Genomic DNA, 22,513 nt, shown 5'->3' with positions numbered 1-22,513 from the left:
GCGCTGGCAGGCATCATAGAGGCCATTGTCAGCAAGAGAGCAATATCATGATTCATGTTGTGCTGGTGGATGACCATGTGGTGGTGCGTTCCGGCTTTGCGCAATTACTCAGTCTCGAAGACGATCTGAACGTTACCGGTCAGTACAGCAGCGCGGCGGAGGCCTGGCCTGCACTTCTGCATGATGATGTCAGCGTCGCGGTAATGGATATCGCCATGCCGGATGAAAATGGCCTGAGCCTGTTAAAACGACTGCGGGCGCAGAAGCCCGGTTTTCGCGCCATTATTCTCAGCATTTATGACTCGCCCACGTTTGTGCAAAGCGCGCTGGACGCAGGCGCCAGCGGTTACCTGACCAAACGCTGCGGCCCGGAAGAACTGGTGCAGGCTGTACGCTCAGTAGGCATGGGCGGCCATTACCTGTGCGCCGATGCGCTGCGTGCACTACGCGGCGGCGAGCAACCCGCGCAGGTCCTGGAGGTTCTGACCCCGCGCGAGCGTGAAGTGTTTGATCTGTTGGTTAAAGGTGACAGCGTAAAAGAGATCGCCTTCAAGCTCGACCTCAGCCACAAGACGGTGCACGTTCATCGGGCGAACGTGCTGGGCAAACTGCAATGCCACAGCACCATCGATCTGGTGCATTTTGCCCTCGACCACCAACTATTGACGGGGCATTAATGTCGCGTAGCCTTCGGCATTGGGTTATTTCTCTGTTTATTCTGCTGGCCTGGGGATCGGGCTGGTTGATGCTGTGGACGCTGGGATTTTACCTGACCCACAACGGCCAGCAGGCGGCGCTATTTCTGCCGCACGGCGTCTATCTCGCGCTGTTAATTCTACTTTCTCGCCGTTACTGGCCCGCGCTGATACTGCCGCCGGTGTTGATGTTGTTCTGGCTGCACAGCGAGCAATTATTGAATGGCTATATCCTGCTGGCTGCGCCGTTAATTAGTCTGATTCCGGCGAGCATCGGCCAGTCATACTGGCACCGCTTTCCCCTTTACTGGCAACGCTTAACGCTGCTGCTGGCCGCCGTAACGCTCACCTCATTGCTCAATACCGCCCTGCTTTCACCGTTTATCCAGAGCCCGGCAACGCTGATTGGCCTGGCGTCGTTTACCGGCGGCGTGTTGCTGACGCCGTTTGTTTATCTGATCTATGAATTTCTGCGCCAGCAGCACCGCTATCATCTGCTCGGGCTGGATACCACCAATCCCCCGCTGCGCACCTCGCTTATCATCTGGTGTAGCCTGTTTTTTATTATTGGCATCGGTACTCAGATGGTGCTGTCGCCGGAGATCGAGCGCCTGTTGCTGATCGTGGTGTTTTTACCAAACGTGGTGATGGCGTGGAAATTTGGCTGGCAGGGCGGCGTGTTGTCAGGATTGCTCGGCAGTATGATGATCACTATCGCCCGGCAAATCGGCGTCGGGTTCAGTAACTTACTGGAGCTGGAGATTTTCCTCGCCACCCAGGCTCTGCTGGGTATAGGGCTGGGGATCGCCATCAGCCGCCAGCAGCATCTGGCGCAAAACCTGCACCATTATCGCCAGCGTCTGGAAACCGAACTGGCGGCGCGTCGCGCGCTGACCGAACAGCTGATCCGCACCGAAGAAAACACGCGCAAAAGCCTGGCGCGGGAACTGCACGACGAAATTGGTCAGAACATCACCGCCATTCAAATTCAGTCGCAACTGGTCAAACGCGCACCGGGTCGTGAGCAAACGCTTGAGGCTGCGAATCAAATCAACGACCTGGCCCGGCGTATTCACCACTCCACCCGTCAGTTGCTACGCCAGCTGCGCCCCCCCGCGCTCGATGAACTGTCTTTTAAAGATGCACTACATCATCTGGTGAATGAATTTGCTTTTGCTGAACGGGGTATTCGCTGCCGTTTTGATTATCAGCTAGAAAATACGCCAGAAAACGAAACGGTGCGCTTCACGCTGTATCGCCTGTTGCAGGAGTTACTCAATAACGTCTGCAAACATGCCGATGCCAGCGATGTGTCGATTACGCTGCGCCAGCGGGAACATTGCTTGTTTCTGGACGTCGCTGACAACGGCGTTGGTATTCTGCCAGAAAAAATTCCCGGTTTCGGTATCCAGGGGATGCGTGAGCGGGTGAGTGCCCTTGGCGGTGAACTGACGCTCGAATCAAACAACGGCACGCGAGTAATTGTTAACCTGCCCACAAATTTGCAACAAACCAGCCGCTAACCAGGAAAAAGTCTTAGTCACTGCGGACTTTCTCTCATCCCCTTTTGCTTTCACTTTCCTATAGTCAGCACAAACGGAGACTGCCATGCATACACGCTCAGCCAGCGAAACAGACCAACAATACCGGGCGCTACGCCCCCGGCTGCTGATGTGTATGGTAATTGGTTACGCCGCGTTTTATCTGACGCGCAAAAGCGTTAACTACGTCCTCCCGGCGCTGCAAACGGATCTGGGTCTGGATAAAGGCGATATCGGCCTGCTTGGGTCACTGTTTTATCTGACCTATGGTCTGTCGAAATTCACCGCCGGGCTGTGGCACGACAGCCACGGACAACGCGCGTTTATGGGTATTGGTCTGTTTGCCACCGGCGTTTTAAACGTGCTGTTCGCCTTTGGTGAATCTCTGACGCTGCTGTTGGTGGTCTGGACGCTGAACGGATTTTTTCAGGGCTGGGGCTGGCCGCCCTGTGCCCGACTACTGACCCACTGGTACTCGCGCAACGAACGTGGCTTCTGGTGGGGCTGCTGGAATATGTCGATCAACATCGGTGGCGCCATTATCCCGCTGATTAGCGCTTTTGCCGCCCACTGGTGGGGCTGGCAGGCGGCCATGCTGGCACCGGGGATAATCAGTATGGCACTGGGAATCTGGCTCACCCTGCAATTGAAAGGTACGCCCCAGGAAGAAGGATTACCCACGGTTGGGGAATGGCGGCATGACCCGCTGGAGCTACGTCAGGAGCAGCAAAGCCCGCCGATGGGGCTGTGGCAAATGTTGCGCACTACCATGCTGAAAAATCCGATGATCTGGCTGCTCGGCGTGTCGTATGTGTTGGTCTATTTGATCCGCATTGCGCTCAACGACTGGGGCAACATCTGGCTGACGGAAAGCCACGGCGTAAATCTGCTCAGCGCTAATGCCACGGTGATGCTATTCGAAGTTGGCGGTTTGCTGGGGGCGCTGTTTGCCGGATGGGGATCGGATCTGCTGTTCAGCGGTCAGCGTGCGCCGATGATTTTGCTGTTCACGCTGGGGCTGATGGTTTCCGTCGCCGCGCTGTGGCTGGCACCAGTGCACCACTACGCGTTACTGGCAGTGTGTTTCTTTACCGTGGGCTTTTTTGTGTTTGGCCCACAGATGCTAATTGGCCTCGCAGCCGTTGAATGCGGACACAAAGCGGCGGCAGGTTCAATTACCGGTTTTCTCGGGCTTTTCGCCTATCTGGGGGCCGCGCTGGCGGGTTGGCCGCTGTCGTTGGTCATAGAACATTACGGCTGGTCGGGAATGTTCAGTTTGCTCTCGGTTGCCGCTGTCTTTATGGGTTTATTGCTGATGCCGTTGCTCATTGCGGGCATTACCCCTTCTCTCAGTCAAAGGATAAAACAATGAAACTGACGCTTACCTCTACCCTGATTGCTTCCGCTCTGACGCTGGCGGCCTTCAGCAACGCAGCCCAGGCGCAGGGCCGTCTGGTGGTGTATTGCAGCGCCACCAACGAGATGTGCGAAACCGAAACCAAAGCCTTCGGTGAAAAATATGATGTGAAAACCTCATTCATTCGCAACGGCTCTGGCAGTACGCTGGCGAAAGTGGATGCAGAGAAGAAAAACCCGCAGGCGGATGTGTGGTACGGCGGTACGCTGGATCCGCAATCCCAGGCCGGTGAAATGGGTCTGCTGCAGCCGTATAAATCACCAAACCTCGAACAGATCATGGAGAAATTCCGCGATCCCGCGAAGGTCAAAGGTAACCTCTCTTCGGCGGTTTACGTCGGTATTCTGGGCTTTGGCGTCAACACCCAGCGCCTGAAAGAGAAAAACCTGCCGGTGCCAAAATGCTGGAAGGATCTGACCAAACCGGAATATAAAGGCGAAATCCAGATTGCTGACCCGCAAAGCTCCGGTACCGCCTACACCGCGCTGGCGACCTTTGCTCAACTGTGGGGTGAAGATCAGGCCTTTGATTACCTGAAACAGCTCAACGCCAACGTCTCTCAATACACCAAATCCGGCATTGCCCCGGCGCGTAACGCCGCCCGCGGCGAAACGGCTATCGGCATTGGCTTCCTGCACGACTATTCGCTGGAAAAAGAACAGGGCGCACCGCTGGAGCTGATTTCTCCATGCGAAGGCACCGGTTATGAAATCGGCGGCGTCAGCATCCTGAAAGGTGCGCGCAACATCGACAACGCCAAACTGTTCGTTGACTGGGTGCTGTCGAAAGACGCGCAAGAGCTGGCGTGGAAGAAAGGCAAATCCTATCAGATCCTGACCAACACCACTGCCGAGACCTCTCCTAACTCGCTGAAGCTCGACGACCTGAAGCTTATCAATTACGACATGGATAAGTACGGCTCGACTGACGTACGTAAGGCGTTGATCAATAAGTGGGTTAGCGAAGTTAAGATGGGTAAATAAGCCCACGTTGCGTTCATTTGCCGGGTGCGGTCTAAACGCCTTACCCGGCCTACATTACCGGAAACGCTATGTCACACACACTTGCACTCCATCCCGTGAAAAAACGGGATGCGATATTTCTTTGGGTTTTGCTCGGCTGGCTGGCGTTTGCCCTGCTGCCTAGCTGGAGCCTGGACTACGGTCTGCTGGAGTCTACGCGGGAAGAAATACTCGCCGCCTACGGCTGGTCGCAGTTCAATATCAGTTGGCTGTGGTATCTGCTGCCAAGCCTGCTGCTGGTGCGCCCATTCCATGAAGCCAGGCGCGAACAGCGCAGCCGCCATTGTCTTGACGCGGGTTGGGCATTTTTCTGTATGGCCTTTATTGTCGCCAGCGCCACCCTTGAGGGTCGCGGCTTAGGCTATGCCACCATCGTGCTGTTTGTGGCGCTTGGCGCAATCATGACCCTGGCGCTCACCCGCCTCGAATGGCTGGGCGGTGACCGTTTCGTCATCGGCTCGCTTACCGCGATTGTCGCGCTGATCGGTATTTTTATCGTCTGGCCAAGCATCGCCATTTTCATTCCGATGTTCACCAACGACGCCGGGGAATTTGCCCCGCTGGCGTTTATGAATGTGCTGTCGCAGGCACATATCATTCAGGTGATCCTCAACTCGATTATGCTGTCGATTGCCGTCGGCGTCGGCTGTACCTTCTTTGGTCTGGTACTGGCTATCTACACCACCCGTATCGCCAGACGTAGCGCCATAATCGGACGTATCTTCTCGATTTTGCCGATCGTCACTCCGCCGTTTGTCGTCGGTTTAGGCGTCACGCTGATGATGGGACGCTCCGGTTACATCACCGAGTTTATGGTCGAATGGTTTGGTTTAACCAACACCAACTGGCTGTATGGCTTTACCGGCATCTGGCTGGCGCAGGTTCTGGCCTTTACGCCGATGGCGTTTATGATCCTCGACGGAGCAATCAAAACCATTCATCCGTCGCTGGAAGAAGCGTCATACACCCTGCGTGCCAGCCGCTGGCAGACCTTTAACGGCGTGTTTGTCCCGCTGCTAAAACCCGCACTGGCTAACGCCTTTTTGATTGTGGTCGTGCAGTCGCTGGCCGACTTTAGTAACCCGCTGGTGCTCGGCGGTAACTTCGACGTGCTGGCAACGCAAATCTACTTCTACATCACCGGTTCGCAGCTTGACTACCAGGCCGCCAGTACGCTGGGTGCCTTCCTGCTGCTGTTTTCGCTGCTGGTGTTCTGCGTGCAGTATATGTGGATTGGTAAACGCTCATACGTCACCGTTTCCGGCAAATCCTACCGGGGCGACGTACAGCCGTTGCCGGTAACGCTGGTATGGAGTGTGGTCGCGCTGCTGGCAATGTGGATTGCCTTTAACGCCCTGCTCTACGGCAGCATTTTCTATGGTAGCTTCACCGTCAACTGGGGCGTGGACTACACCCTGACGCTGGCGAACTTTACCAAACTGTTCGGTCAGGGGATGAGCGACGGCGCGTGGCCTTCACTGCTCGACACCCTGCTCTACGCCGGGATTGCCGCGCCGATCACCGCGATCTTCGGCCTGCTGATCGCATGGATCGTGGTGCGCCAGCAGTTTAAAGGTAAGAAGACCATCGAGTTCACCACCATGCTGTGCTTTGCCGTTCCGGGCACCGTCGCGGGCGTGTCGTACATTCTGGCCTTTAACAGCGCCCCGGTGTACCTCACTGGTACGGCGGCGATTGTCATTATCTCGATGGTAATGCGTAACGTCCCGGTCGGCATTCGCGCGGGCATCGCGGGCTTGGGCCAAATCGATAAATCGCTCGATGAAGCCTCACTCAGCCTGCGCGCAGGTTCCCTGCGTACCATTACGCACATCCTACTGCCGCTGCTGCGCCCGGCGATCCTCTCGGCGCTGATTTACAGCTTTGTGCGCGCCATTACCACCGTTAGCGCCATCGTGTTCCTCGTCACGCCGGATACCCGCGTAGCGACGGCCTACATCCTGAACCGCGTGGAAGATGGCGAATACGGTGTAGCGATTGCCTACGGTTCCATTCTGATCGTGGTGATGCTGGCGATTATTTTCATCTTTGACTGGCTGATCGGTGAATCACGTACCTCCCGTTCAAAAGCCAAAAACCAGGCGTAATGGAGCGTACTATGACTCAGAAAAATTTCGTTGAACTGCGCAACGTCACTAAACGATTTGGCAGTAATACGGTAATCGACAATATCAACCTCACCATCCCGCAGGGGCAAATGGTGACGCTGCTCGGCCCGTCCGGCTGCGGCAAAACCACTATTTTGCGCCTGGTTGCCGGGCTGGAAAAACTGAGCGAAGGGCAAATTTTCATTGATGGCGAAGACGTCACCCATCGCTCTATTCAGCAGCGCGATATCTGCATGGTGTTTCAGTCCTATGCCCTGTTCCCGCATATGTCGCTGGGAGAGAATGTCGGTTATGGCCTGAAAATGCTCGGCGTACCGCGCGCAGAGCTGAAAGCCCGCGTCAAAGAGGCGTTGGCGATGGTGGATCTGGAAGGATTCGAAGACCGCTTTGTCGATCAGATCTCCGGCGGGCAGCAGCAGCGCGTGGCGCTGGCCCGCGCGCTGATCCTCAAGCCGAAAGTGCTGCTGTTTGATGAGCCGTTGAGTAACCTCGACGCCAACCTGCGTCGCAGCATGCGCGACAAGATCCGCGAGCTGCAAAAGCAGTTTGATATCACCTCGCTGTACGTCACCCACGATCAGAGCGAAGCCTTTGCGGTTTCTGATACCGTGCTGGTGATGAACAAGGGACACATCATGCAGATCGGCTCACCGCAGGATCTTTACCGCCAGCCCGCCTCCCGCTTTATGGCGAGCTTTATGGGCGATGCCAACCTGTTCCCGGCAACCTTCAGCGACGGATACGTTGATATCTACGGCTATCATCTGCCGCGCCCGCTGCACTTTGGTACACAGGGTGAAGGGATGGTCGGTGTGCGCCCGGAAGCGATCACACTCAGCGATCGCGGCGAAGAGAGCCAGCGCTGCGTGATCCGCCATGTCGCCTATATGGGGCCGCAGTATGAAGTGACGGTGGAATGGCACGGGCAGGAGATTTTATTGCAGGTCAACGCTACGCGTCTGCAACCGGACGTCGGCGAGCAGTATTATCTCGAAATCCATCCGTACGGCATGTTTGTTCTGGCGGATGCGGCATAACGTTTTGTGGCTTTGTAGGCCGGATAAGGCGCTTGTGCCGCCATCCGGCAATGCCTGATGCGCTGCGCTTATCAGGCCTACAATGAACGATGTAGGCCCGATAAACCCTCAGCTGCGCGCTTTTAGCGCGGCGATATCCGCAGGCGTGGTGCGACAGCACCCGCCAATCAACCGTGCGCCAGCGGCCTGCCACTGCGGCAGATAATCCGCCAGCTGCGCACAATGCTCACCGTGATGATGCCAGGTTTTGCTCACCGCATCGTACTGCTCGCCCGAGTTCGGATACACCACCAGCGGCAGCGCCGTTAAGCCGTGTAAATGCTGCAACGCAGCGGTGGTGTTTTCCAGCGCAATGCAGTTAATGCCTAGCGCCACCACCTGCGGATAACCCGCCAGCAACGCAACCACGTCACGCAGCGGCGTACCGTCGCTCAGGTGCTCGCTGTCGCGCAGGGTAAATGAGAACCACGCCCGCGCACGCGGATATGCGGTCAACAGCTCAGCCAACGCCTCAATCTCGGCAAAATTCGGCAGGGTTTCACAGGCCAGCAGATCGGCCCCGGCATCCAACAAGGCTTCCACGCGCGGGCGATGAAACGCCTGAAATGCCTCAACGCTACAATGATAATCGCCACGGTATTCAGAGCCATCCGCCAGATACGCGCCGTAAGGCCCGACGGATCCCGCCACCAGCAGCGTTCCCGCCTGCGGGTTCTCTGCCAGATACGCTTCACGGGCTTTACGCGCCAGCTCCACGCTTTTGCCAATCAGCGCTTTCGACTGCGCTTCATCCAGACCTCGCGCGGCGAAGCCCGCCGGCGTCGCCTGATAGCTGGCAGTGATCGCGCATTGCGCCCCCGCCCGGTAGTAATCAAGATGCACTTCGCGGATAAGCTCCGGGTTTTCTACCAGCACTTTGGCTGACCACAGGCTGTCGGCTAAGTTACACCCTCGCGCTTCCAGCTCCGTCGCCATCGCGCCATCCAGCAGCAGGATATCCTGTTTATCAAGGAGAGCGCGTAACGGATTATTCTGCGACATGTTCTGGCTCCTGTTTTGCGTTTCGGGGTTGAGTAAGGAAATAAGCACCATAGCACAACGCAACAAACGGTAACCCGCACCACAACGCAATTCTCTGCGCTGGATCGAATGCCAGCCCTACACAGGCCACCAGGCACAGCACAAAACCTAATACCGGCACCAGCGGATACCACGGCGCGCGATAATGTAATTCACTCAATGCCTTACCTTGTTGCAGATGACGGCGACGAAAAACAAAATGCGAGGCGCAGATACTCAGCCACACCGCCACCACCGCAAACCCGGAGATTGCCGACAGCGCAACAAATACAGTGTCCGGGGCCACCACGCTGGAAAACAGCGCCAGCACACCACCGAGCATACTGACCGACAGCGCCGTCAGTGGAACGCCGTTTTTCGTTACTCGCGCAAAACAGGCCGGTAGCGTACGTTCATTCGACAGCGACCACAGCATGCGCCCGGAGGCATATAACCCGGAGTTCGCTGCAGAAAGAATAGCCGTCAGGATCACGAAGTTAAAAATATCAGCGGCGTACGGGATCCCTACTTTCTCAAACACCAGCACAAACGGGCTTTTCTCCACGCCCGCCTGCTGCATCGGGATCAGCGCCGCCAATACAAACACGGTGCCGATAAAGAAAATAATCAGTCGCGCGATGGTAGTACGAATCGCTACCGGGATAACTTTGCGCGGGTTTTCCGTTTCACCGGCGGCAATGCCGATAAGCTCGGTACCCGAAAAAGCAAAGTTCACTGCAACCATAGTCATCAGAATCGGTAAGCCACCGTGCGGGAACCAGCCTTCCGCCGTGATATTACTCAGCCCCGGCGCGGGCGAGCCATCCTGCATCGGAATAAAGCCGAAAATCGCCGCCCCACCGAGGATGATAAAGGCGATGATAGTGACCACCTTGACCAGGGAGAACCAGAACTCCCCTTCGGCAAAAAAGCGCGTGGAGATAACATTCAGACCAAAAATAATCGCGCAGAACACCACGCACCAGACCCATACCGGCACCTGTGGAAACCAGTACTGCATACAGAATCCGGCGGCGGTAAAGCTCGAACCCAGCGCCACGGTCCAGGTCAGCCAGTAGAGCCAGGCCACGGTATACCCGGTAGCCGGACCAAGATAGCGCGCGGCATAAACGTGAAACGCCCCGGTCTCCGGCATCGCGACCGACAGCTCGCCCAGACACTGCATAACCAGCCAGACCACCAGCGCGCCAATCAGATAGGCCAGCAGCGTTCCCGCCGCTCCAGTGGTGGAAATGATGTACCCGGTATTGAAGAATAATCCTGTGCCAATCACGCCGCCCAGGGAAAGCATAATCAGGTGACGCGTTTTCATTGTGCGCTTCAGTGGCGCATTTTGTTGTGTTGTTTGCATATAACCTTCTAAACGTATGGACATCTAAACATCCAAAGAAGGTTTGTTATACCGCGTTTGTTAACAGAATGCAAAGTCAACCCTGCACCAGACGCAGATGCCCGCGCCGGGCGCTTAATAGCGGGTGGGGATTAATAATCAGATACAAAAAGGGCCGCCAGCTCATAACGCCTCCGTTGCCATGTTTTATCTAAACTTTGGCAACACAGTTGACTGACGGCGTTAACCCGGAAGTGGGAATCAAATCTCCCCACTCCCACAACCGGATGAGTGCTTAAGCACCGCTGGCAGGGATCGGCATCTGTGATTTGCGGCTCATCAGAATAAATACCGCCAGGCCTGCCAGCAAAATGCCCGGCGCAGAAGCCGCCATCACCCCTACCGTTCCGGTACCGAGCGCTAACATTTTCCCTGCCAGCAGCGGGCCGCTCATCGCCCCCAGACGCCCGACTGCGACGGCGGTTCCCACGCCTGTGGCGCGGATCTGCGTGCTGTAAAACAGCGGCGCCAGCGCATACAACACGCTTTGCCCGCCGGTGGCGAACATCCCCGCCACAAATCCCGCCATTAGCATGCCGCTCAATGACGACACCGTACCCAGCGCCAGCAGTGAAGCCAACATCCCGGTGTAGATCAGCAGCGACATCACCACCGGGCGCAGTTTATCCATTAACGCCCCGAGAATTAACGTGCCGCTGGCCGCGCCAATTTGCAGAGCAAACATTACGCCTGCCGCCTGCGATGGTCGAAAGCCCTGCTCCACCAGCAGCATCGGCAGCCAGTTGATCAGCATATACACCACCAGCAGGGTGAAGAAATAGCACAACCACAGCAGCAGCGTGGCACTCGCCGTCGCTGGCGCAAACAGGGCACGCAGCGGTGCGGCGGCCACTTGCGTTTGTTGGGTATAAACCTGTGATTCCGGCAGCCAGCGCATCAACAGCGGCACGAGCAGCAGCGGGATCACCCCGCCTACCCAGAACACCGTTTGCCAGGCGGAGGCCAGGCCGCTAAACCCGAGCGCTGCCGCCAGCGCCGCGCCAATCGGCACACCGCAGTACATCAGGCTCACCGCCGTACCGCGAAAACGCGGGCCCGCCGCCTCGGAAGTCAGCGCGATCAGATTCGGCAACGCCGCGCCCAGCCCGACGCCGGTCATCAGACGGGCAAACACCAGCGATGAGAAATCCCAGGAAATCGCCGTCGCCAGCGAGAACAGGCCGAACAGCGCCACAGAGGCAATGAGAATACGCTTGCGGCCATAGCGGTCGGCCAGCATGCCGCCCACCAGCGCGCCGGGCAGCAGCCCGAGAATGCCCGCACTGAAGATCCAGCCCATCTGCATTTTATCCAGCGCAAACGCGTGGGCGATACCGACGGCAGCGATACCGGCGGCCTGTAAATCCAGCCCTTCCATCAGGGCAACTAAAAAGCAAAGCCCAACGGTCAACGTCAGGCGGTAAGATGCGGGGGTACGGGTCGTCATAAGATGTCCCTCTGAGGTCACGATGCAGGTGAATCGCGGCTGATACGTTGCCAGCCGCGTAATCATTTTTATTTGCGGTTGCGCAGGTCCAGCGCTACGTCGACGATCATATCTTCCTGGCCGCCCACCATCCGACGTTTGCCCAGTTCCACCAGAATATCTACCGCGCTCAGGTCATAGCGTGCTGCCGCCACTTCGCAATGACGCAGGAAGCTGGAGTACACCCCGGCATAGCCCAGCGCCAGCGTTTCACGATCCACCCGCACCGGGCGGTCTTGTAGTGGGCGCACTAAATCGTCGGCGGCGTCCATCAGTGCGTAGAGATCGGTGCCGTGCTGCCAACCAAGCTTATCCGCAGCGGCGATAAATACCTCCAATGGCGCGTTGCCCGCGCCTGCGCCCATCCCGGCCAGGCTGGCGTCGATACGGTCACACCCCTCTTCTACCGCGGCAATGGAGTTCGCCACCCCAAGACTCAGGTTGTGATGCGCATGCATTCCGGTTTCTGTTTCCGGCTTCAGCACCGCTTTCAGTGCGCGGAAGCGGGCGCGAATATCGCTCATGTTCATTGCGCCGCCGGAATCGACCACATAAATACAGGTCGCGCCGTAGTTTTCCATCAGCTTCGCCTGCTGCGCCAGGTTCTCCGGTGTGGTCATATGGCTCATCATCAGAAAACCGACGGTATCCATGCCAAGCTCACGCGCATACTGAATATGCTGGGCCGACACATCCGCTTCAGTGCAGTGGGTCGCCACGCGCACTACCCGTGCGCCGGCCTGATATGCATTTTTCAGGTCATGAATAGTGCCGATACCCGGCAGCAACAGCGTGGCAATTTTGGCATGCTTCACCACGTCCGCCGCCGCTTCAATCCACTCCAGGTCGCTGTGCGCACCAAAGCCGTAGTTAAAGCTGGAACCTTGTAAACCGTCGCCGTGGGCCACTTCAATAGAATCAACCCGTGCGTCGTCCAGCGCTTTGGCTATCTGGCGCACATTCTCCAGCGAATATTGATGACGAATAGCGTGCATACCGTCGCGCAGGGTCACGTCAGAGATATAGAGTTTTTTACCGTTCATGCTGCTTCTCCTGCCTGACGAGCGAGGGACTGCGCCATCTTCTCAGCGGTCGCCAGCGCGCTGGAGGTCATAATGTCGAGGTTGCCCGCGTAGGCTGGTAAATAGTGCGCCGCGCCTTCCACTTCCAGATACACCGCGGTTTTCAGCCCAGAGAACTGGCCGATACCCGGCAGATTCACCGGTTTATCTTCCGGGATGACTTCAAACTGGACACGCTGTTTCAGGCGATAGCCCGGCACGTAGGCCTGCACCGCCGCCGCCATCTCATTAATCGACGCTTCAACTTCAACCTCAGAGGATGCTTCGCTCAGCACATACACCGTGTCACGCATCATCAGCGGCGGCTCGGCCGGGTTAAGGACAATAATGGCTTTGCCTTTTGCCGCGCCGCCGACCACTTCAATCGCCTTCGAGGTAGTTTCGGTAAACTCGTCGATATTGGCGCGGGTACCCGGCCCCGCCGATTTACTGGCGATCGAGGCGATAATCTCGGCGTAATGGACTTTTGCCACGCGAGAAACTGCCGCCACCATTGGGATGGTTGCCTGTCCGCCGCAGGTCACCATATTGACGTTCTGCTGATCAACGTTGGCTGCCAGATTCACCACCGGCACGCAGTAAGGACCGATTGCCGCGGGCGTCAGGTCGATCAGGCGGATGCCTGGTTTAACGGCACGTAGCGCGGCGTCGTTCTTCACATGCGCGCCTGCGCTGGTGGCGTCAAACACAATGTCGATATCGGCGAATTCCGGCATGGCGATAAGCCCTGTCACCCCTTCATGGGTGGTGGCAACGCCCATGCGTCGAGCACGCGCCAGGCCATCAGATTCTGGATCGATACCGACCATCACAGCCATTTCCAGATGCACGCCGTGACGCAGAATTTTTATCATCAAATCGGTACCGATGTTGCCGGAGCCGATAATGGCGACTTTACGCTTACTCATGACTGACTTCCTTTTGTAACCGCCGCTGAAAAGGTGGCGGCGACTGAACCAATACCGTCGATATGGGCTTCGAAACGATCGCCCGCATTCACCGCCACCATCGGACCTAACGCTCCGGTGAGAATAATGTCTCCGGCACGCAGCGGCTCGCCGAGGCTGGCCATTTTGCGCGCCAGCCAGACGGCGGCGTTGATCGGATGTCCCAGGCATTCGCTGCCGCGCCCGCTGGAGACCTCTTCGTTGTTGCGCGTCATTTTCATCGCGCAGTTTTTCAGATCTAATCCTGCCGGACGCTGTGCCGGACCGCCGAGCACATACACGCCACAGGAGGCGTTATCCGCCACGGTATCAACAAATTTGATCGACCAGTCGCGGATACGGCTGCCGACCACTTCCAGCGCGGGAAGTACCCACTCTATGGCGTTGTAAAGCTCGTCAAAAGTGGTGTCGGTATTGGGCAGATCGCGGTTCAGCACCAGCGCAATTTCGGCTTCAATACGCGGTTGCAGCACACGGGAAAACGGGATGGTTTCGTTATCGCCATAACACATATCAGCAAACAGCGTACCGAAGTCCGGTTGATCGACACCCAGCTGTTGCTGCACTTTCGGGTGCGTCAGCCCCACTTTGCGCCCGACCACGCGACGCCCGCGCGCCACGTCGTACTGTACATTGATGCGCTGAATGGCGTAGGCCGCTTCGGCGTTATCCACACCAATTAATTCACGCAGCGGGGCGATGGCTTCCCCTTTTTCTTCAGCCTGACGTAAATCGGCGGCTAGCTGCTCAAGATTACGATTCGTCATGTCCGTTCCTTAAGGGCGTGTGAGGAAATTCAGCACCAGCTGGTTAAAGGCATCCGCATGTTCCCACTGCGCCCAGTGCCCGCAGTCGCGGTAGATATGCAGCTCAGAACCGGCAATTCCGGAGAGCAGGCGCAGACCGGCATCCATCGGTACAAAGCGGTCATTGCGTCCCCAGACAATCAGAGTCTGAGCTTTGATTTCACCCAGACGCGGGCTGAAATCCGGGAACTGTTTCGGGTTGGCCTCCAGGCTCTGGACAAAGTTTTCCAGGTGATCGCGACGCGACAGCATGTTATTCAGGCGTGCCTCAAACAACGCCTCGGTCAGGTCGCTGGTGTCGAAGACAAAGATCTCCATCATCAGCTTCAGATTCTCGATGGTCGGCTCGCGATACAGCTGATTCAGGCGCTTGATACCTTCGGTCGGCATCGGGGTAAACAGGCTCATGCCGCCCGTTCCGCCGCCCATTAGCACCAGTTTGCCCACGCGCTCCGGCCAGCTCAGGGTAAACGCCACAGCACTGTGACCGCCCATCGAGTTACCCAGCAGGTGGACTTTTTGAATATCCAACTGATCGACCACGCTTTTCAGGATGCGGGCGTTGAGATCGGATCGCGAACCGCGGTTAACGATCCCATCGCTTTTGCCCCAGCCAGGACAATCCAACAGGATCACCCGGTATCCGGCCTGTACCAGCGGATCGATATTGCGGCTGAAGTTTGCCCAGCCCGTCGCGCCAGGACCGGATCCGTGCAGCAGCACGACGGTCTCTTCACCCTGCCCACAGTCATTGAAATGCACGCGTAGGGTTTCGCCTGCTTCCTGCACCTCCAGAAAACGACTGGTAGCGGCTTCGGTTTGCGGTTGGTAATTCATGATGTTCTCCTGCATATTCAGTTCTGTTTTAGTTCTGCGTAGTGGCGCTCAGGGAGCCGAATCCGGCGATCCACTCCGGGATCGGGCGGTAATAACGGCCTTCGCTGCGCCAGTTGCCAAAGGCAGAAATGGCGGCAAAGGCGGCAACCCAGGTTTTAACTTCGTGCGTTGATTTGCCCGCCATCGCGGACAGCTCTTCGTTACTGACCGCGTCCAGCTCCTGCAAACGCCCCTGCTCAAGCAGGGACATAAAACGGTTATCCCAGACAGGGTTAAGCGGGTGTAGCGTGTTTTGATCGACCACAAACTTCTCGGCGGCGCTGATCACCCGCTGCTGGCGCAGCTCGCGCTCGTTTTCAGGTAACTGTTTGCCGCTGCCGAGCAGGCGGTCACGCATATGGGTATCAGCCTTCGCCAGCTCCGGTACCGGCGGCTGATGCGACAGACCACCGGAGCCTAAAAACAGCACGCGCTTATTCAGCGAGCTGGCGAAACGGCCAATCGCTTCACCGAGCATGCGGGTACGCTGAAAGCCCGGCAGCGGCGTTGCGACGCCGTTAATAAACACTGGCAGCACCGGCACCTTATCCAGGCCGCCGAGCAAAAACTCCAGCGGCTGCGCGAAGCCATGATCGACCTGCATGTTGTAGGACACGGCGAGATCGATACCGCTTTTCATTACCGCGTGGGCGCAGGCTTCAGCCAGATCTGTCGGCACCGGTAATTCCCCCGCCGCACTACCAAAATCGCCGATCGCTGTAGCTCCAACGCCTAAACAGAACGGCGGCATCACGTCGTAGAAAAATCCGTTGTAGTGATCGGGGGCAAACAGCACGACCAGTTCAGGTTCGAACGCCGCAATACGTGCCCGAGCACTGGCGATCACGCCGTTAACCTCGTCGAGCACAGCCTGTGCCGGGTCGACATAGCCCACCAGCGGCGAGTGGGAAAGACAGTGAAGATAAGCGTGCATATCAGGCAACCTTTTCAACAGGAATGTCGGCAGTAGCGCGAGTGAGCGTCATCACCGACGCCAGTTTATTCAGGGTGCTGCCCAGGGTTTGCGGAATGGCGATGGCGGCCACGAAGCGGTCCGGGCGCATGACTACCAGCGCGGCGTTGTGCTGGGCAAACCACGCGCGCAGGCGGTTTTGCGTATCGCCTATGCGGGTAACGCCGTCGTGGTTATCCTGATCGGTATGTATCTGCGTATCCGGCACGACCTGGATAAAACGCGTCCCCAGCGCCTGCCATTGTTGGATCTGCGCCTCGCTCATGCCCCATAGTGGGTTACAGCCCCAGCCAATCACCGCGAAATTCGGTCCGATGACGTTGTCGAGCAACGTCACTTCGCCCGATTCCAGCGTCACCTTCGGCTGGATAAACATCTTGCCGACCGGTGAAGTTTTCGCGTCGCCTTCACGCACCAGCGCCCCGGCGTGGTACTGCGGCATCGGCTTAAACCGCATTTCAAGGAAGTAGCGTTTGACCGGCGGAATATAGTTCAACAGCCAGGAAACACCATCGCGTACCGCGCCGTGCCAGCGTTTGGGCGGCGCAAGTACGTTGCCAGCGGTCACGGAGAGGTCGATCATCGCTTTGGCGTGGTCGCGGCGTTCCTGCTGGTAGGTATCCAACAGCGCATCGTCGGCTTTACCGTTAATCACCAGTGCCAGTTTCCACGCCAGGTTGAAAGCATCGCGCATGCCGCTGTTGTATCCCTGACCCTGCCAGACCGGCATAATGTGCGCCGCATCGCCCGCCAGCAGCACGCGGTCAATACGAAAACGTTCGGCCAGACGAGCATTATGGGTATACACGCGCTGGCGGATCAGCTCGACGTTGTCCGGGTTCGGCAGCACTTTGCTCAGTAACTGGCGCATATTCTGCGGCTCGCTAAGCTGCGCTTCGGTTTCCCCCGGCATAACCATAAACTCAAAACGGCGCACCGCGTGCGGCAGCGCGGCGGAGACATACGGGCGCACCGGATCGCAGCACAAATACACATGCGGCGTGCTGAGCGGATCGTTGGCGATATCCACCACAATCCACTGATTCGGCGCGGTTTTACCTTCAAACGGCACGTTCAGAGAACGTCTGACGTTGCTGCCGCCGCCGTCGCAGGCCACCAGCCACTGAGCCTTCACCGTTTCACGTTGACCGTCTGGCGCTTTCAGATTTAGCGTCACTTCGCCGTTTTGTTGGCTGAAGGCCTCCAGCTCGCGGGAGAACAGGCAGCGCACGTTGGGAAAACGCGACAACCCTTCCAACATCACCGCGTCCACCTGCGGCTGAATAAACGCATTACGACGCGACCAGCCAAATTCGTCGGTCATCGGCTGGATATCAGCAAAGCAACGGCCTTTTGGGGTGAGAAAGCGCATTGCGTGCCACGGTGTGGTGTGCGGCAAAACGTTCTCGACCAGCCCCACAGACTGCATAGTGCGCAGCGCTTCATCGTCAATGCCGATGGCGCGAGGATAGTCGATCAGCGTGTCGAGCTTCTCCACTACCAACACCTCAATGCCCATCTGCCCAAGATAGTTGGCCATCATCAGCCCTACCGGACCAGCACCGGCAATCGCCACCTGCGCGGTATGCTGCACAGCGGGTTGGATATCCGGGTTTTTTGTTGTCATTTCAGAACCTCACGACTCGGACAAAACGCAATTGTGGCCCCTGGTGAGGCGCAATTTGTTTTGTTAAAAATATGTGAATAATTTTTGTTGTGCGGTCAGTATAGAAGCGAGTTTTTGCGCTACAATCAAAACATGCCAGGATGTGCACTAAGTGCACAACGTTGTTTTACCTGTAGATTTGTCAATGAATATGAAAAATGACGAGAGCACTGAGTACAAAACCGTACGCGGATTAACGCGCGGATTAATGTTATTAAATATGTTAAACCGGCTCGATGGTGGGGCCAGTGTTGGCTTGCTTGCTGAGTTAAGCGGCCTGCATCGCACCACGGTCAGACGGCTGCTGGAAACCCTGCAGGATGAGGGTTACGTCCGGCGCAGCCTGTCCGATGACAGCTTTCGCTTAACCATTAAAGTCCGCCAGCTCAGCGAGGGGTTTCGTGACGAGCAGTGGATTTCTGCACTCGCCGCCCCGCTGCTGGGAGATTTGCTGCGCGAGGTCATCTGGCCGACCGACGTTTCCACGCTGGATGTGGACGCGATGGTGGTACGTGAAACCACCCACCGTTTCAGCCGTCTGTCGTTTCACCGGGCGATGGTAGGGCGTCGTTTGCCACTGCTGAAAACCGCATCCGGCCTGACCTGGCTGGCATTTTGCCCGGAGAATGAACGGCAGGAACTGATTGAAATGCTTGCCTCCCGATCGGGAGAAGAGTTCCAGCTTGCGCGCGAGCCGCTGAAGCTCAATGCCATTTTGACCCGCGCGCGAAAAGACGGTTTTGGGCAGAACTTTCGCGGTTGGGATCAGGAGGAGAAAATCGCTTCTATCGCCGTCCCCATCCGCAGCGAACAGCGGGTGATCGGCTGCCTGAATTTGGTGTATATGGCCAGCGCCATGACCATCGAACAGGCCGCGGAAAAGCATCTTCCGGCCTTACAAAAGGTGGCGAAACAGATAGAGGACGGCGTCGAATCGCAGGAGATTTTGGTTGCCGGGAGGTGAGATGGATCACAGTTATGCGGATCATCTGATTGATAGCTGGCATAACTCACTATCCGGCCGATAAAACTCTGTGACCCCTTGCCCAAAAAATATCTTCATTACATAGTGTGCATTCGTTTTCTGCCAGGAGGCTGCATGTTAAAGGTCATTGCTGAGGATTTCATCAAACCTGAGTATATTGAAACTGTTCTCCCGTTGTATCGTGAGCTAATAGCGGCAACGAAGAAAGAACCGCACTGCATTGCTTACGACCTCTATATTGATGAAAAAGATCCGGGGCATTTTATTTTTATCGAAGAATGGCCAAACCACGCGGCTCTCGATGAACATTGTGCCAGCGAGCATTTCCAGCGACTTGTACCATTAATCGATCAATACACGCGCCAGGAAGCACGTTACATACTGATGGATGACGTGGTAAATCCGGCAGTCTCGTGATAATGAAGAAAGTAGTTGGAATACTGTTAATTATGTTTTTGGCAGAATGCTCAACACCAGGAAAGACAGTCTTTTACTTCCCTGGTCGCTGAGGGCTTAAAGCCTCTTCAAAAGAGGCTTTAAGCTTTGCAACAATGCATCCCACGGATTACAAAACGGAATCATCACTGTTCCAGATATTAAGCGCATTTTTACGAGGCCATTTTCATCGCGGCACCAATAACTGCCATACACATACTGCTCGCAAGTAAAACAATAAACCAATATATATAATTATTAAACTTTGTAAATAACCAGATAAATCTAAGCAATGACAATGCAGCAATAGAAATAGAAGACACAAACATTGTAAATATATAAATACCAGAAATTATCCATCCTGCTTCTTCGTAAATACTCTTCATTGTAAAAATAAGGATAGATAAGTAAAATGCTGATAAAGCAAGCCCGCTCAGAAAATCATAATAATCGATGTATGTGATGTTTTTATCTTTCTGCGGAAGAGCTATAAACTTTTCAAATTTCTCATTGTCTACTCGTGACAAAAACCGATTAATTAGCGGAGTAAACATCACTAAAATCATCACCAAATGAATGAATAGTAAAGAAAGTTTAATTCTGTCATCAACCGATTCATTCTGTGGCCAGATAGATATTATTTCATAATCCATTTTTGCAAGGAGAAAAAAGCAAATGGCCGATGGTATATATTCAGAAGATATAGCTTTCCATATTTTTTTAAAAATCACTTATATTACCCCATTAGTTATACCGGTGAATCACTATTAGTTAACCGTGCTACTAATCTGCAAATAGTTGGCGATCATATTTATTTAATACGGATAATATATACCTATTCAGAAACGGATTGCTACCTACTAATTTTATCACTACATACCTGAATCACGTAAATTACACATATCAAAAAAAAACCGAAACCCGCTCCTGGAAAGCGCGGCGTTCCGGTTTTTATTCAGTCCGAAGGGTTTCAGACTTTAAGCAGTTTCACCGTCGCGTCGATGTCGACTTCATCTTCCGAGAAGATCAGCGTCGTGCCCTGGAAGGTAGTGATGGCCAGCTTTTTCAGCGTGCGCATTTCACCAGGCTTCACGTCTGATTTCGGTCGGATGCTGTTCATCAGCACGCCGACAGACAGCACAGCATTTTCTTTGTCGATACGGGTCTCTACAGGGACTTCTTCGCTGTAGACCAGGAATGACTTGATCGAGGTGAGCTTCAGACGCTCGCCTGCGATATAGATGTACTTGCTGTCTGGTATGACTTTTACCGCGTAGGCAGACAAGCCTTTGTTATTGGTGGTGGGCTCAAAAGTCACCGCTGCGTCTTTCTTGATCAGCTCAGGATTAGCAACCTTAATCACATGAAAATAGCGGTTGTCGCCGTTTTCATCTTTGATAAATCCAAAGCCTTTATCTTTAAACCACGTTGTGATTGTTCCGTTCATTGCTGTTTCCGCCTGATTAAACCTATTACTCGTAGAGTATACCTACTCAATTTGCGCGCAGTGTAAAACACAGGCCATGTCTTTGGCTACTCGTTACCCCAACGATTGAGGAACTCCGCAATATCATCGATACGCTGAGCGTCGACACCTGCCACAGTTGCCATCTCCTGCTGCGCTTCTTCGCTGATCTCTTCGTTGTTCATCAAACGAGTGATCAGCTGCTGGAAGTAGTCCGCCAGCGCGTCACGTTCTGTGTCGCTCACCGGCTTTGCGGCCTCGGTCGCGTACTCGTCGGCGATATCATAATATTTTAGCGGAATGTCGTTGTTCATCAGTTGCTCCGGGGTAAATGCGTGTGCCAGCAGTTGCCTGCCGCGTCTGGTGTGAATGATAGCATTCTTATTTCATGGTTCGCGATCTGTTTTATTGGTCACTATGCATTACATATATCAATAATGTTTTCCGGCACAACTTCGCATTTAATAAACCTTTCCGTATTTAAATAACAGCATTCTTATTCAGTTCGATATAATAGCTATTTATTAAATAACGAGCCACCAAGGAAATATTAATTTACTTTAATTACATTATCGACATCTGTAATCCGCAGTTGGCCCAATCCCATCGCTAGTCGCCCATTTGCCCACATTCATCTTCTGGACAACACTCTACGATGACACCACTGACCCAACACGTGGAGCAAACACCATGAACATCACGCAAATCCGTAACGCTACGCAGCACATCACTTTTGGTGGCAAAACCTTTCTGATCGACCCTATGCTGGCGGCAAAAGGTACTTATCCGGGATTTGCCGGAACGGCACGCGCCGAGATCCGCAACCCGACCGTTGATCTGCCCGTCGATATAGACACCCTGCTCAACGTTGATGCGCTGATCGTGACCCATCTGCATGAAGACCACTGGGATGAAGCTGCGGCTCGTGTCGTACCGAAAGACAAACCGATTTATGTGCAAAACGATCGCGATGCGCAGGTACTGCGGGAACAAGGTTTCACGCAACTGACCGTACTGACGCAAAACACTGCGCTTGGTGATATCACCCTGCGTAAAACCGGCGGCCAGCACGGTTCGGATCGCGCTTACGCCATCCCGCAAATGGCTGAGCGTCTGGGTGATGCCTGCGGAGTTATCTTCCAGCATCCGGCGGAAAAAACGCTGTATCTGGTCGGGGACACCATCTGGCGCGACGAGGTGGAAACCAACATGCGGACTTTCCAGCCAGGCGTGGTCATTCTGAACGCAGGCTTTGCTCACGTTATCGGGTTTGGCCCAATTATCATGGGCGCGGAAGATGTGCTAAAAACCCACTTCACGCTGCCCGAAGCACAAATTGTGGCGACCCACATGGAGGCGATTAACCACTGTCTGCTGACCCGCGCGGCCTTGAAAGAGTACGCCTGCGACAACCAGATTGCGCAATTCGTTAACGTGCCGGAAGATGGCGAAACCCTGACGTTTTAAACTCCACAGAGGAC

General features: G+C 55.4%; 21 protein-coding genes. 9 read left to right on the top strand and 12 right to left on the bottom strand.

Features of this window, described 5'->3' with window-relative positions; all coding sequences use genetic code 11:
- The first annotated feature begins 47 nt into the window (after nucleotides 1-47).
- From OGY68_RS06235 to fbpC, 6 genes are all read left to right on the top strand, one after another.
- Nucleotides 48-677, top strand: a complete 630-nt coding sequence (locus OGY68_RS06235) for a response regulator transcription factor (protein ID WP_008783889.1) — start codon at nucleotides 48-50, stop codon at nucleotides 675-677.
- A complete protein-coding gene (locus OGY68_RS06230) occupies nucleotides 677-2,218 on the top strand; it encodes an MASE1 domain-containing sensor histidine kinase (protein ID WP_032942497.1) in 1,542 nt (513 codons plus the stop codon). The genes OGY68_RS06235 and OGY68_RS06230 overlap by 1 nt, the downstream gene beginning before the upstream one ends.
- 85 nt (nucleotides 2,219-2,303) lie before the next feature.
- On the top strand, nucleotides 2,304-3,608 hold the full coding sequence (gene uhpC, locus OGY68_RS06225) for an MFS transporter family glucose-6-phosphate receptor UhpC (RefSeq protein ID WP_003830933.1): 1,305 nt from the start codon (nucleotides 2,304-2,306) through the stop codon (nucleotides 3,606-3,608).
- Complete coding sequence (locus OGY68_RS06220; protein ID WP_057067130.1) at nucleotides 3,605-4,636, top strand: ABC transporter substrate-binding protein; 1,032 nt, start codon at nucleotides 3,605-3,607, stop codon at nucleotides 4,634-4,636. The genes uhpC and OGY68_RS06220 overlap by 4 nt, the downstream gene beginning before the upstream one ends.
- A 68-nt stretch (nucleotides 4,637-4,704) precedes the next feature.
- On the top strand, nucleotides 4,705-6,783 hold the full coding sequence (locus tag OGY68_RS06215) for an ABC transporter permease (RefSeq protein WP_057067129.1): 2,079 nt from the start codon (nucleotides 4,705-4,707) through the stop codon (nucleotides 6,781-6,783).
- 11 nt (nucleotides 6,784-6,794) lie between these two features.
- The gene (gene fbpC, locus OGY68_RS06210; protein WP_286616893.1) at nucleotides 6,795-7,841 is read left to right on the top strand and encodes a ferric ABC transporter ATP-binding protein; all 1,047 of its coding nucleotides are present in this window, start codon (nucleotides 6,795-6,797) and stop codon (nucleotides 7,839-7,841) included.
- 108 nt (nucleotides 7,842-7,949) lie between these two features.
- Here fbpC and mmuM read toward each other — a convergent pair whose 3' ends face one another.
- From mmuM to OGY68_RS06165, 9 genes are all read right to left on the bottom strand, one after another.
- Nucleotides 7,950-8,882 carry a homocysteine S-methyltransferase gene (mmuM, locus tag OGY68_RS06205; protein ID WP_057067128.1) on the bottom strand — a complete coding sequence of 311 codons (933 nt, stop codon included), beginning with the start codon at nucleotides 8,880-8,882 and terminating at the stop codon, nucleotides 7,950-7,952.
- Nucleotides 8,869-10,272: an S-methylmethionine permease gene (mmuP, locus tag OGY68_RS06200; RefSeq protein ID WP_001373486.1), complete on the bottom strand. Its 1,404-nt coding sequence runs from the start codon at nucleotides 10,270-10,272 to the stop codon at nucleotides 8,869-8,871. The genes mmuM and mmuP overlap by 14 nt, the downstream gene beginning before the upstream one ends.
- A gap of 274 nt (nucleotides 10,273-10,546) precedes the next feature.
- The gene (gene mhpT, locus OGY68_RS06195) at nucleotides 10,547-11,758 is read right to left on the bottom strand and encodes a 3-(3-hydroxy-phenyl)propionate transporter MhpT (RefSeq protein WP_020996588.1); all 1,212 of its coding nucleotides are present in this window, start codon (nucleotides 11,756-11,758) and stop codon (nucleotides 10,547-10,549) included.
- Nucleotides 11,759-11,826: 68 nt separating this feature from the next.
- Nucleotides 11,827-12,840, bottom strand: coding sequence for a 4-hydroxy-2-oxovalerate aldolase (gene mhpE, locus OGY68_RS06190; RefSeq protein ID WP_032942491.1), 1,014 nt, complete (start codon nucleotides 12,838-12,840; stop codon nucleotides 11,827-11,829).
- Nucleotides 12,837-13,787, bottom strand: coding sequence for an acetaldehyde dehydrogenase (gene mhpF / locus OGY68_RS06185; RefSeq protein WP_057067127.1), 951 nt, complete (start codon nucleotides 13,785-13,787; stop codon nucleotides 12,837-12,839). Before mhpF ends, mhpE begins: the two co-directional genes overlap by 4 nt.
- A complete protein-coding gene (gene mhpD, locus OGY68_RS06180) occupies nucleotides 13,784-14,593 on the bottom strand; it encodes a 2-keto-4-pentenoate hydratase (RefSeq protein ID WP_057067126.1) in 810 nt (269 codons plus the stop codon). Before mhpD ends, mhpF begins: the two co-directional genes overlap by 4 nt.
- Nucleotides 14,594-14,602: 9 nt before the next feature.
- Nucleotides 14,603-15,469, bottom strand: coding sequence for a 2-hydroxy-6-oxonona-2,4-dienedioate hydrolase (gene mhpC, locus OGY68_RS06175; RefSeq protein ID WP_057067125.1), 867 nt, complete (start codon nucleotides 15,467-15,469; stop codon nucleotides 14,603-14,605).
- A gap of 28 nt (nucleotides 15,470-15,497) precedes the next feature.
- Nucleotides 15,498-16,442 carry a 2,3-dihydroxyphenylpropionate/2,3-dihydroxicinnamic acid 1,2-dioxygenase gene (mhpB, locus tag OGY68_RS06170; RefSeq protein ID WP_057067124.1) on the bottom strand — a complete coding sequence of 315 codons (945 nt, stop codon included), beginning with the start codon at nucleotides 16,440-16,442 and terminating at the stop codon, nucleotides 15,498-15,500.
- Nucleotide 16,443: 1 nt separating this feature from the next.
- Nucleotides 16,444-18,108 (bottom strand): bifunctional 3-(3-hydroxy-phenyl)propionate/3-hydroxycinnamic acid hydroxylase, encoded by a 1,665-nt coding sequence (locus OGY68_RS06165; RefSeq protein ID WP_057067123.1) that lies wholly within the window; start codon nucleotides 18,106-18,108, stop codon nucleotides 16,444-16,446.
- Nucleotides 18,109-18,298: 190 nt separating this feature from the next.
- On the opposite strand from OGY68_RS06165, the gene OGY68_RS06160 reads away from it, so the two are divergent.
- Both OGY68_RS06160 and OGY68_RS06155 read left to right on the top strand, forming a co-directional pair.
- Nucleotides 18,299-19,111: a DNA-binding transcriptional regulator gene (locus tag OGY68_RS06160; RefSeq protein ID WP_048226474.1), complete on the top strand. Its 813-nt coding sequence runs from the start codon at nucleotides 18,299-18,301 to the stop codon at nucleotides 19,109-19,111.
- 135 nt (nucleotides 19,112-19,246) lie between these two features.
- On the top strand, nucleotides 19,247-19,549 hold the full coding sequence (locus tag OGY68_RS06155; RefSeq protein ID WP_008783873.1) for a putative quinol monooxygenase: 303 nt from the start codon (nucleotides 19,247-19,249) through the stop codon (nucleotides 19,547-19,549).
- Between the two features lie 191 nt (nucleotides 19,550-19,740).
- Here the strand turns inward: OGY68_RS06155 and OGY68_RS06150 are convergent, their stop codons facing one another.
- The 3 genes from OGY68_RS06150 to OGY68_RS06140 form a co-directional block, all read right to left on the bottom strand.
- Nucleotides 19,741-20,298, bottom strand: a complete 558-nt coding sequence (locus OGY68_RS06150; protein WP_239693729.1) for a hypothetical protein — start codon at nucleotides 20,296-20,298, stop codon at nucleotides 19,741-19,743.
- A gap of 239 nt (nucleotides 20,299-20,537) precedes the next feature.
- On the bottom strand, nucleotides 20,538-21,014 hold the full coding sequence (locus tag OGY68_RS06145; protein WP_057067092.1) for a cold-shock protein: 477 nt from the start codon (nucleotides 21,012-21,014) through the stop codon (nucleotides 20,538-20,540).
- Nucleotides 21,015-21,100: 86 nt separating this feature from the next.
- On the bottom strand, nucleotides 21,101-21,346 hold the full coding sequence (locus tag OGY68_RS06140) for a DUF2543 family protein (protein ID WP_057067091.1): 246 nt from the start codon (nucleotides 21,344-21,346) through the stop codon (nucleotides 21,101-21,103).
- Nucleotides 21,347-21,722: 376 nt separating this feature from the next.
- Between OGY68_RS06140 and OGY68_RS06135 the strand changes: the two genes are divergently transcribed.
- On the top strand, nucleotides 21,723-22,499 hold the full coding sequence (locus tag OGY68_RS06135) for an MBL fold metallo-hydrolase (RefSeq protein ID WP_057067089.1): 777 nt from the start codon (nucleotides 21,723-21,725) through the stop codon (nucleotides 22,497-22,499).
- Nucleotides 22,500-22,513 lie beyond the last annotated feature (14 nt).

Source organism: Citrobacter sp. Cpo065, assembly GCF_030332805.1.
GTDB classification, from domain to species: domain Bacteria; phylum Pseudomonadota; class Gammaproteobacteria; order Enterobacterales; family Enterobacteriaceae; genus Citrobacter; species Citrobacter portucalensis.
The sequence above is the reverse complement of the archived record's forward strand: the minus strand, read 5'-3'. Positions and strand labels throughout refer to the sequence as shown.

Excerpts from the sequence above, each read along its gene's own strand:
- OGY68_RS06235 (WP_008783889.1), top strand. The coding sequence starts at position 48 with ATGATTCATGTTGTGCTGGTGGATGACCATGTGGTGGTGCGTTCCGGC.
- OGY68_RS06230 (WP_032942497.1), top strand. The coding sequence starts at position 677 with ATGTCGCGTAGCCTTCGGCATTGGGTTATTTCTCTGTTTATTCTGCTG.
- uhpC (WP_003830933.1), top strand. The coding sequence starts at position 2,304 with ATGCATACACGCTCAGCCAGCGAAACAGACCAACAATACCGGGCGCTA.
- OGY68_RS06220 (WP_057067130.1), top strand. The coding sequence starts at position 3,605 with ATGAAACTGACGCTTACCTCTACCCTGATTGCTTCCGCTCTGACGCTG.
- OGY68_RS06215 (WP_057067129.1), top strand. The coding sequence starts at position 4,705 with ATGTCACACACACTTGCACTCCATCCCGTGAAAAAACGGGATGCGATA.
- fbpC (WP_286616893.1), top strand. The coding sequence starts at position 6,795 with ATGACTCAGAAAAATTTCGTTGAACTGCGCAACGTCACTAAACGATTT.
- mmuM (WP_057067128.1), bottom strand. The coding sequence starts at position 8,882 with ATGTCGCAGAATAATCCGTTACGCGCTCTCCTTGATAAACAGGATATC.
- mmuP (WP_001373486.1), bottom strand. The coding sequence starts at position 10,272 with ATGCAAACAACACAACAAAATGCGCCACTGAAGCGCACAATGAAAACG.
- mhpT (WP_020996588.1), bottom strand. The coding sequence starts at position 11,758 with ATGACGACCCGTACCCCCGCATCTTACCGCCTGACGTTGACCGTTGGG.
- mhpE (WP_032942491.1), bottom strand. The coding sequence starts at position 12,840 with ATGAACGGTAAAAAACTCTATATCTCTGACGTGACCCTGCGCGACGGT.
- mhpF (WP_057067127.1), bottom strand. The coding sequence starts at position 13,787 with ATGAGTAAGCGTAAAGTCGCCATTATCGGCTCCGGCAACATCGGTACC.
- mhpD (WP_057067126.1), bottom strand. The coding sequence starts at position 14,593 with ATGACGAATCGTAATCTTGAGCAGCTAGCCGCCGATTTACGTCAGGCT.
- mhpC (WP_057067125.1), bottom strand. The coding sequence starts at position 15,469 with ATGAATTACCAACCGCAAACCGAAGCCGCTACCAGTCGTTTTCTGGAG.
- mhpB (WP_057067124.1), bottom strand. The coding sequence starts at position 16,442 with ATGCACGCTTATCTTCACTGTCTTTCCCACTCGCCGCTGGTGGGCTAT.
- OGY68_RS06165 (WP_057067123.1), bottom strand. The coding sequence starts at position 18,108 with ATGACAACAAAAAACCCGGATATCCAACCCGCTGTGCAGCATACCGCG.
- OGY68_RS06160 (WP_048226474.1), top strand. The coding sequence starts at position 18,299 with ATGAAAAATGACGAGAGCACTGAGTACAAAACCGTACGCGGATTAACG.
- OGY68_RS06155 (WP_008783873.1), top strand. The coding sequence starts at position 19,247 with ATGTTAAAGGTCATTGCTGAGGATTTCATCAAACCTGAGTATATTGAA.
- OGY68_RS06145 (WP_057067092.1), bottom strand. The coding sequence starts at position 21,014 with ATGAACGGAACAATCACAACGTGGTTTAAAGATAAAGGCTTTGGATTT.
- OGY68_RS06140 (WP_057067091.1), bottom strand. The coding sequence starts at position 21,346 with ATGAACAACGACATTCCGCTAAAATATTATGATATCGCCGACGAGTAC.
- OGY68_RS06135 (WP_057067089.1), top strand. The coding sequence starts at position 21,723 with ATGAACATCACGCAAATCCGTAACGCTACGCAGCACATCACTTTTGGT.